Origin of the sequence: Vibrio sp. 10N.222.52.C12, from assembly GCF_041474215.1 — a bacterium.
Taxonomy (GTDB): Bacteria; Pseudomonadota; Gammaproteobacteria; order Enterobacterales; family Vibrionaceae; genus Vibrio; species Vibrio crassostreae_C.
Window position 1 is genome coordinate 1 of record NZ_JBFRTR010000063.1, and the last position, 7,238, is coordinate 7,238.

At 48.9% G+C, this 7,238-nt stretch carries 15 protein-coding genes; all 15 read right to left on the bottom strand.

The annotated features are described in order from the left end of the window. Positions 1 to 108: 108 nt before the first annotated feature. Entirely contained in the window at positions 109 to 240 is a 132-nt protein-coding gene (locus AB4623_RS12385; protein WP_017083720.1) for a hypothetical protein, read from the bottom strand. Further along, the gene (locus tag AB4623_RS12390; protein WP_017083721.1) at positions 240 to 650 is read right to left on the bottom strand and encodes a hypothetical protein; all 411 of its coding nucleotides are present in this window, start codon (positions 648 to 650) and stop codon (positions 240 to 242) included. The genes AB4623_RS12385 and AB4623_RS12390 overlap by 1 nt, the downstream gene beginning before the upstream one ends. After that, positions 647 to 1,075, bottom strand: coding sequence for a M15 family metallopeptidase (locus AB4623_RS12395; RefSeq protein ID WP_017100572.1), 429 nt, complete (start codon positions 1,073 to 1,075; stop codon positions 647 to 649). Before AB4623_RS12395 ends, AB4623_RS12390 begins: the two co-directional genes overlap by 4 nt. Positions 1,076 to 1,134: 59 nt before the next feature. Next, positions 1,135 to 1,467: a hypothetical protein gene (locus tag AB4623_RS12400; protein WP_048615170.1), complete on the bottom strand. Its 333-nt coding sequence runs from the start codon at positions 1,465 to 1,467 to the stop codon at positions 1,135 to 1,137. Beyond that, on the bottom strand, positions 1,464 to 1,886 hold the full coding sequence (locus AB4623_RS12405; RefSeq protein ID WP_372146499.1) for a hypothetical protein: 423 nt from the start codon (positions 1,884 to 1,886) through the stop codon (positions 1,464 to 1,466). The genes AB4623_RS12400 and AB4623_RS12405 overlap by 4 nt, the downstream gene beginning before the upstream one ends. After that, positions 1,886 to 2,509 (bottom strand): hypothetical protein, encoded by a 624-nt coding sequence (locus AB4623_RS12410; RefSeq protein ID WP_017083725.1) that lies wholly within the window; start codon positions 2,507 to 2,509, stop codon positions 1,886 to 1,888. The genes AB4623_RS12405 and AB4623_RS12410 overlap by 1 nt, the downstream gene beginning before the upstream one ends. Beyond that, positions 2,506 to 3,462: a hypothetical protein gene (locus AB4623_RS12415; protein ID WP_017100576.1), complete on the bottom strand. Its 957-nt coding sequence runs from the start codon at positions 3,460 to 3,462 to the stop codon at positions 2,506 to 2,508. Before AB4623_RS12415 ends, AB4623_RS12410 begins: the two co-directional genes overlap by 4 nt. Continuing rightward, a complete protein-coding gene (locus AB4623_RS12420; protein ID WP_017083727.1) occupies positions 3,443 to 3,649 on the bottom strand; it encodes a hypothetical protein in 207 nt (68 codons plus the stop codon). The genes AB4623_RS12415 and AB4623_RS12420 overlap by 20 nt, the downstream gene beginning before the upstream one ends. Before the next feature lie 149 nt (positions 3,650 to 3,798). Further along, a complete protein-coding gene (locus AB4623_RS12425) occupies positions 3,799 to 4,071 on the bottom strand; it encodes a hypothetical protein (RefSeq protein ID WP_017083729.1) in 273 nt (90 codons plus the stop codon). A 9-nt stretch (positions 4,072 to 4,080) separates the two neighbouring features. Beyond that, positions 4,081 to 4,896 (bottom strand): major capsid protein P2, encoded by an 816-nt coding sequence (locus tag AB4623_RS12430; protein ID WP_372146501.1) that lies wholly within the window; start codon positions 4,894 to 4,896, stop codon positions 4,081 to 4,083. Positions 4,897 to 4,908: 12 nt separating this feature from the next. Beyond that, positions 4,909 to 5,037 (bottom strand): hypothetical protein, encoded by a 129-nt coding sequence (locus AB4623_RS12435; RefSeq protein ID WP_017081565.1) that lies wholly within the window; start codon positions 5,035 to 5,037, stop codon positions 4,909 to 4,911. A gap of 131 nt (positions 5,038 to 5,168) precedes the next feature. After that, positions 5,169 to 5,933: a hypothetical protein gene (locus AB4623_RS12440; protein WP_029225522.1), complete on the bottom strand. Its 765-nt coding sequence runs from the start codon at positions 5,931 to 5,933 to the stop codon at positions 5,169 to 5,171. Further along, positions 5,893 to 6,360, bottom strand: coding sequence for a hypothetical protein (locus tag AB4623_RS12445; RefSeq protein WP_372146503.1), 468 nt, complete (start codon positions 6,358 to 6,360; stop codon positions 5,893 to 5,895). The genes AB4623_RS12440 and AB4623_RS12445 overlap by 41 nt, the downstream gene beginning before the upstream one ends. Next, positions 6,344 to 6,904, bottom strand: a complete 561-nt coding sequence (locus AB4623_RS12450; RefSeq protein WP_372146505.1) for a hypothetical protein — start codon at positions 6,902 to 6,904, stop codon at positions 6,344 to 6,346. Before AB4623_RS12450 ends, AB4623_RS12445 begins: the two co-directional genes overlap by 17 nt. Then, the gene (locus AB4623_RS12455) at positions 6,897 to 7,214 is read right to left on the bottom strand and encodes a hypothetical protein (protein WP_017099393.1); all 318 of its coding nucleotides are present in this window, start codon (positions 7,212 to 7,214) and stop codon (positions 6,897 to 6,899) included. Before AB4623_RS12455 ends, AB4623_RS12450 begins: the two co-directional genes overlap by 8 nt. Positions 7,215 to 7,238: the final 24 nt, after the last annotated feature.

Consider the following 7,238-nt stretch of genomic DNA (forward strand, 5'->3'; position numbering starts at 1 on the left):
TATCGACGTTTTCTTCGCTTCTTTGTGATGCTTTTTGCTTTCACAACACGCCCACCTTTGGCGAAGCGATACCCCTTCTTTAACGTGCCGTTTCTTTTTACCCCTGCTTTAGCCACTATTCTTACCTTCTAAAATTGTTTCAATGATGGTTAAGCGCTTATCTTGCTTCCAGAGCACTACGAGTAACGCTATCCAGGTCGGTGATAAGCCCATGCTGTTCAGTGAGACGAGTAGCTCCATTACTTACCCCTGAATTTAAATGAAAAGAACTCCAGTAAGTAACGCACCATAGAGCGAAACCCAAACGTGTCGATGACCACCGCACCCACTATGTACCAATAGTACTCGGGCACAAATTCCAACGCTTTGAACCCTTCTTGAACATACTCCGCATAGTCTGGGATAAACGACAAGATCAGAGGAACAAACACCACCAAGAGAATGAACTCATCTTTAAGGCCGCGATCTTTGAGGCTCACCCTATCTAAATCGGCGGCCTGTTCATCTCCAGACTGTAAACGCTTCACTTGAGCTTGGTGACGCTCTTGCTCGATCTCATCTTGTCGCTTGAGGGCATTCGCTTTATTGAGGCCGTGCTGCTTATAGGCATCAATGCCGCCAGTGATGAGGTTGGCGATGGCGCCTATCATGCGTAAACCCGTTTATCGAGTTCCACATGAGGCCCATCTTTAAAGCTGACCCAATCCCCACCCCAGACAATAGGCACATTCAGCTCTTTTGCCGCTTGTTTAAACGCCCAACTCACTTGTTCGTAATAACTAAAGCCCCACGTGACTTTGCTGTTTTCGTCATACACCACAAAATCAATCGCATGGCCTGACTGGTGCCGGCTTTTTTTACTGTAGCCATCGAGTTGGCTAGCGCCTTTTTTGAAGAGCGCATTTTGCTCTTCGGCCGTTCGCTTTCCCGAGGTAATGCCAAAATCAAACGGGGTTAACTCAATCGCCCTGCGAACCACGCGTTTGAGATCGCCATGAACCCCAATCATGCGAGACTCGCTTCTTGCTGATAACGCAAACTGACTGAGTGCTTTATCGACGGTTTTTTTGTTCATGAAATACACTCCTAGTAAAGTGAAGAGCACAACGAGCGCACTCAACTTTTTAATGGTCATTATTCGAAATCCGGTAACTGGGTCACGAGTAAGGCTCTGGCTGTCTCACGCTTGGAGAGAACCTCTTGGGGGACGTCCGCACCGTTTTCTACTTGGCGTACTAAGTAAAAATCGGTCGCATCAAGGTAATGTTTAGCCTTTGCGCGCCTTTCAGATTGTTCTTTATTTTGTTGAGCCTCTAGTGACAGGACAAAAGCCTCACCAGTCCATCGGTAGAGTTCGGGATTAACGGCGACGTCTTGCGTCAGTTGGACATCTAAACGGATTAATTGAGTTGACGCTTGAGGCGCGTTGATCGTGACAATTCGCCCCTGCGTATCGACCTGTATCATCGCTCTAACTCCTTAAAGGTCGTTCGAGACACAATGCACACTTGAATATCAATATAATTGCAAGTAAATATGATTTTTTTCGCGTTGCTCGGTGTCAAAATAGGAATGAAATAACATCGCCTTGCAAAGCCAGCCACAAAGGGAACTACCATTGCCCTATGGCTATTAGCTACCATCTCGTCATGATCATCAAAGCATTGAGACCAAAAGACGACTTGATCTAAGTTCCTTGAATTTTCTCTATCCAACCAACCCACTCGTACTTCCAGTAGCTCTACATCATCTGACAGAGAAAACTCTACTTGTCGGTTTGTGGCATCTGAAACTTGAGCATACTGGTTGCTTAATACTAATGACTGAAAACCACCGTTTCCCGTCTTATCACCACGACTGCCAATAGGATTGTGAAGTTCAAACATTAGATAAACTCCCCAATACGAACACCATTCCCAGCAACGCCTTCCAATGTAATGGCTTCATTGCTTTTGATAAGTACATGACCACCGGCGACAACCTCAATAAACCCTTGAACCAAAACAGAGCGATCATTATCTTGATAGGTTTGAATGAAGAGTCCTTTCCGCTCTTCATTTCCCGCAATGCTTTGTTCATCGCCCGTTAAATCCAGATAGCCCGTATCGACCTTTTGCAAGGTGTAAAGCTCAGCAAGCTTCTTCACAGTTAGCGTGTCATTTTGAATGCGCGTCTTCACTTCTGCTTGAACGGCACTGACAGTGATGGGGGTTAAGATTTCGCTAATCGTGACGGAATTATTAATATCGATGTTTTGAGATTTGGTGCTGATGGGAATGTCCGCCACTTGATATTCAACCGTGACCGGTTCCGCCTGATGGTTAAAAAGTTCAAGCTCATCAAAACGAGTGATATCCACCGTATCACCCCGCCCGATTTCTGTAGGACGTAACGCGTCTCCGCGAAGCATGAGGGAATGGCTGGCTTCACGAATGATGAGGTATTTGCCCGCCTGACCTGCATTAAATTGAATGCTTTCGCCTGGGCTTAGGGTTTGGAGTTGTTTCATTTATTACGCTCCGCCACTAAATAGGCCATGGTGATTAACGTGCCAAGAATGCCGACCATAAGAGACACGTTCTTCAACAGCTCATTATTGCTTTCGTTCTCACCCGTTTGCTCTCGAGCTTTGGACGCGTTCGCCATGGCAATCGCGGCTTTGGTGGTTTCCGTTTGTTGACCCGCCATGGATTTAATCGAATCTATCGCGTGCTCACTCAGGTTCGTGTTTGCGCCTATCGCGTACTCACTAAGGTCAGCGTTAGTTCCTAACGCACTCTCACCAAAACTCAATGCCTCTTCGAGGGCACTTTCACCAAAATTAAACGACGTATCTACGGTCTCTGACGCCAAATCTAAGGCATTATTACCAAAGTGAAACGCTTCTTCCGCGGTCTTACCCGCCACCGCCATGGCGCCGTGGTCCGTCATGCTTAAATTAATGTCAGAGTTTTCTATTCCTGACAGAGCAAAGCCATTGTTATCACCACCAATCCCCTGACTGTTGCTTTTGTTGGTGGTCGTGGTGATGGTTTTCGCATTGCTCTTTGATTTACTCCGTCCACCCATGTCATCAAACCTTATTTGTAATACGTGCTCATTCTTGTGGGTCTCAATCTCTCGTACGGGCAATTGCAATTTACGTTGAATGTAGCGATAAGCGCCGCGTTGATTAAAGTGGGCGCGAATCGAATCAAACCCATTCGCCACTCCGTGATTGAGGGCACTGAGCGTCCCCATGGCCATGTCACCCGCTAAAGCGACCACAACCAGCTCCTTAGCGCCGGAGGGGGATTGCTCACCGCGCAGCAACATAAACGTGTCTTCGACTCGATAGAGGGACTCTCGCCCCGCTTTCACTTCAATTTCAGCCTTCTTTAGGTAGTCACCAAGCGCTTGACTTAACCTCGGCTTGGCGTTTCCCCACGTTTCAGGAATTAAGTTACTTTCGAGTGAAAACATACAGCGCAAGAAGCGCGACGAGCGCTATTCCCCACCACGGTATGCCGTTATGACTGCCAAAGTTCATTGCGCCGGCCGTAAAGCCGCTGTTGTTGGTGGTGTTGGAGGTGTTCCCTGACTCTGCAGGTCCTGAAGACCCGCCCGTCAAACCACCGCCTCCCGTTAAAGAAGTCAATGAGCCTAGCATGAGCGAAATACTCCCGATTTATAGGCAAGGTAGAGCAAAGCCATCACCGCAGTCGCAGTTAAGGTTTTTTTGAGCCCCTGACTCACTCCAACCCCGAGTGCCGTTCCCAGCCCCAGACCGCCCAAACCGATGAAAAGTAATGGCATGCGCTAATCCTTGAAGAGAACAATGAGAAGAACCACCACCAAGAGCGCCGCTATCCCACCGCCCACATAAAGCAGGGTGTTATCTTTCACCACGGCAGAGCCCCCTTGTGGCGTCGTCACGGCATTGCCGTTATTGTCGACCGCCGGGGTATTTGGCTGCTGCGTGGTGTTGGGATTGGACGAATTGGCGTTGTGACCAAATAACCAATCGGCATTTTCGCCCACGCTATCGAGCGCCCCTTCACCAAACTCCAACAGGTCATCAAAAAAGCTCATGCGCGCTCCTTAGTATTTACCTGTGAGCATTTCAGGGCGAACCACTTTCACCGATTCAACCAAAATAGGGATTGAGCCGGCGACGTCACTCGTGGTCACTGAAAATTTCAAATTAGAGCTGTGTTGTGTTGGGAAGAGCTCATCAATAGAAAAACCACGCACAATCGGATCAAAGTGAAAGTAACCCGCTTGCGGGGTACGTTCGTTTCGTTTGGCGTTCGCTTCATTGATGAATTTGTTGGCTTCGTACTCTTTCACAAAGTCACGTTCCACCTCGAGCTTAGTGATCCCCGCGTACATAAAGTGCGCACGACGCAAGCTGATTAACGGACTTGAGACTAAGCTCGTAAATTCGTTTACCCCTTCTGCGTTCGCTGGCATGGTTTCACGCTTTATCATTGGAACCAAGATTCGGGCAGGTTGCGCATTGGTGACCCAAGCATGAACCTGAATAGACAGGGGATCGCCGCCGGATTTCGCCTTGAACTGAACATCCAAATGGATGTTATCGCCCGCTTCTGTCACCAGCCCCGTGTAACGAACCCCATTTTTAGTGCGAGCGGTAATGTCACTGAATGGGATCACGTAATGGCCGGTGGTATGAGCACGTTGCTTGTAACGCTCTAACATGAGGATCTCACTGCCCGTTAAGACATAGATTTCTTCTGCGTTCAGCGTAATAGACAAGCGTTCAATCTCGGCGGCCTCGGCATTCGTCTCTAACACTAACTCATGGTAAGTCGGCCCAACAGGAATAGGCAGCGTGCCTTTTTGTCCCCAAGCGGCCCCGACCATGGAATTCAGTTTGATTGGTTTTACTGACATGTTTGTCTCTCCTTAAAACCAGCCACGTTTGCCGTTGATGAGTTGTTTGACTGCTTCTAACGTTGAGACGTTATTAATGATGGCAATCATCAGTAAGGTCAGGACAACAGCAATCAAGATGTTTTTATGCTGAGCTTTCATACACTCCCCTGTCTCTCGACGTTGGATCTTGAATAATCAAATGAAGTGTTTATCAAAGAGGAAAAAGGTTGAAAAAGAAAGGAAGCGTTACCTATAGGTTAGATGGGTAACCTATAGGTTAAAAAGGGCGGTTACCGGTAGTTCAAATTGAGTGTTGAGCCTGACTGACAGTTCAACGCCTTATGCTCAATATTACCAATACCATCACGGATCAAGAGGTATTCCGCGATCGGTTTCCCGATACGTTGCTTGTTGACCTTAGCGGATTTCAACGTCGCAATAGTATTCACATCCAACCCGCGTTTATCCGCGATCCATTGAGCATCACTCAGAGAATTAACTGCGCCCACCCACCAAACACTGGATTGCTCGGTCACGGTTTTCGGTACCTCTTGGCCGCGCTGAAATATGGAGTGCACCACAAGGCCATACTGACGCCCGCCACGCAACAGCTCACCCGCACGACCTCGAAGTTTGCCAGAGGTTTCTACGCAGGAGGCTAACTCTTCAATCACCGTATAGAGCCGGCTAGCGCGGCCGTTCCCTACCGACCACACCACCGACGCGAAAAATTCCAACTCTCCACCGGTTGCCCCATTGGCTGGAATGTACGCCAACTTAAACGAGCCGCCACGACGACGCGCCATCACCAGCGATTTCACAAAGATTAAGCGTGATGAGGTGCCGTGGCACATTTGCCCTTGAAACTTATTTCCCGCGTAGTTGGTGTAGGGGTCAAAAAAGACCGCTTGTGCGGTTTTCGGGATTAACCCCAAATGCTTAACCGCTGAGGTTTTTCCCCCTCCCGTTCCCGCCACATAAAGGGTGTGCTCGGCATCAAAGGACGGGTTAGCATTAACGGGATTCGGTAGGGCTAGGGGTTTGGGTTTGTTCACTTTCGGTCTCCTTGGCTTGCATCAAGGCAGCCATTTGTTGTTTGGACGCGTAGATCAAGCCCAAAACCGCAAGCAGCAGCGTCGCCTCTTCGATGTAGTCCCCAAACACCCCCATCAAGGTTGAGCCATGTTTGGCAAAGACCGGCTGCGCGGCATCAATGACGGCTTGTTTACCTTTACCGTCAAATTCAAACTCAACCCCTGAAATAATGGACGTGGCTTGTTCGGTCAAGGCGAACACAATATTCAGTAACCCCGCCATGGCTTCGGTTTTATCTTCGGTTACCGCTTCGGTTGAATCGGTTAGACTAACCGAATCGGTCTCACCTTGCTCTTGCTGTTCAAGCTGCTCAATGACCGCCCCAAAATCTCCCCAATCATCCAACGCCGTAGGCTCATCCAACAAGACCTCATTCGTTTGCTCCATGCTCACCCCCTTGCGTTGGTTCGGTTGTGGCTTTCGGTTTAGGTAGCAGTTGAGAAAATGCCCAGAGGAGGAAGATAACCGACACCAACGCTGTTATGACTCGTTTAAAGGAAAACGTGCTTTGGGTGTTTTCAGCTTCTTCATCGTCGGCGGTTTCGGTTACCTCTCGGTTGGAAACCGCGTCTTTACTGGTTTCCTGTGTTTCTTCCGGTTCGGTTAACCCCTCGGTTAGCTCGGTTACCTCTGTTCGGTTAGGTTCGGTTACCAAAACCGGATCAACCACCGACAGTTTTTCGGTGACTGTCGGTTGAAGTTCGGCTGAGTCAGCGACAAGATTCGCTTTAATGAACTTGGTCACTTCATGGCTATGTGAGCTGTTACCGCACTTTGGGCAACGGTAATACATCAATCCAATGTTGCGGCTATTTTTAGGCGGCTCCCCTGTAGCGATGAGCTTCCCTTCACCCACTTGATGGGCGCTGGCGACCGACTGACAAACAGGACAAGATATATACCCACGGGTTGGGTTTTTATGTTCAGCCATGATCCACCTCTGCACTTTCCATCTCATCAAGCTGCTGCTTTTGAACCTCTACCACTGCACGGTATTTCAGGCGAGCGACCCCATTGAGCTTGTCGAGGTGCTCAAGCTGCTCAAACAAGTTGACGGGAAGCCCTAATGCCTCCAGTGAGAGGTTGCCACTCATCAACATCCCCATGGCTTTTTTCATGAGTGCGCCGGTGTCCATTTCTTTAAAACGGTCAATTTCCACTTTCAGGCTGGCGGTCAGCTTGTCAGCCGCATCGAGGGCGGCTAAATCTCGCTGACACTCCTCAAGCGATAGTCTTTTCATTGTCTTCCCCTGTCTCTCGACGTT